Consider the following 1,200-nt stretch of genomic DNA (forward strand, 5'->3'; position numbering starts at 1 on the left):
TGGCGCGCGGCGCCTTCGCGGCCCTCGCCAAGCCGACGACGGCCGAAAGGCTCGACGCTGCGCTGGAGCGCCTGCGGGCGTTCGTGACACGACCACGCAAGCGCCTGCTGATCGTCGACGACGACCGCGCCTCCCGTATCGCCCTGACCGAGCTGCTCGGCGACGACGACCTCGAGATCGCGGCCGCCGAGACCGGAGCCGAAGCGCTCGCCGCGTTGCGCCAGGCGGCCTGCGACGGCGTCGTGCTCGATCTGCGCCTGCCCGACATGACGGGCTTCGCCGTGCTGGAGGCGATGAGCGCCGATCCCTCGCTCGCCGAGGTGCCGGTCATCGTCTACACGGGCCGCTCGCTCGATGCCGAGGGGCACGCGCGGCTGCGCACGCTGGCCCGCGGCCTTCCGATCGGCCCCGGCGAGACGATCGAGCTGAAGCCCGGCTTTCCGTGGCAGGCCGTGTTCGCGAGCCTCGCCGGCCAGCTCCGCCCAGGCGACCGGCTGCCCGCCACGCTGGTGTTCGAGCAGGCCGGCGCGATCGAGGTCGAGCTCGCGGTCCAGCCGATCGGCACCGGGCTGCGCCACGCCGGCACCGGCGGCGGCTGAGCCGAGCCGGCCGGACGGCACCGCCGGCCGCGCGGACCGGCCGACACTTTTGATTAAGGGACTTCGGCTATTCGGTAACATTCCGGGAGATCGCGGCCGGACATGTCCAGCCGGGGGGACGATGACGAGCGAGCCGACCGACACAGGAAGCTGCGACGCGGGTGGGCGCCCACCGGCCGGCAAGGTCGGGGTCGCGGAAGCGTTGCGCGAGACCTGGCTCGAGCTCTGGTACCAGCCCAAGATCGATCTGCGGAAGAAGTGCCTGGCCGGCGCCGAGGCGCTCGCCCGCATCCGCCATCCCGAGCTCGGCGTGCTGCTGCCCGGGCGCTTCCTGCCCGGCATCGACGAGGACAGCCTGCTCGACCTGTCCGAATACGCCCTGATCTCGGCCCTCACCGACTGGTCGGTGTTCCGTTCCGCCGGCTTCAACCTGCGCCTCGCCATCAACGTGCCCGTGCACGTGCTCGGCCGCCTGCCGATCGCCGAGATCGTCGCGGCGCATCGCCCGGCAAGCCAGGACTGGCCGGGCCTGATGGTCGAGGTCACCGAGGACCAGATCGTGCGCGACATGCGCCGCGCCCAGGCGATCGCCGACGCGCTG

2 protein-coding genes are annotated in these 1,200 nt (G+C 72.7%); both read left to right on the top strand.

Annotation, left to right across the window (positions count from 1 at the left end; genetic code table 11):
* Nucleotides 1-599: response regulator (locus tag ABTU92_RS29850; RefSeq protein ID WP_408095160.1), on the top strand; the 599-nt coding region annotated here is incomplete at its 5' end.
* A gap of 121 nt (nt 600-720) precedes the next feature.
* On the top strand, nt 721-1,200 hold a 480-nt coding region (locus tag ABTU92_RS29855), incomplete at its 3' end, for an EAL domain-containing protein (protein ID WP_408095161.1).

This window comes from Rhodoplanes sp. SY1, assembly GCF_046000175.1.
GTDB lineage: Bacteria > Pseudomonadota > Alphaproteobacteria > Rhizobiales > Xanthobacteraceae > Rhodoplanes.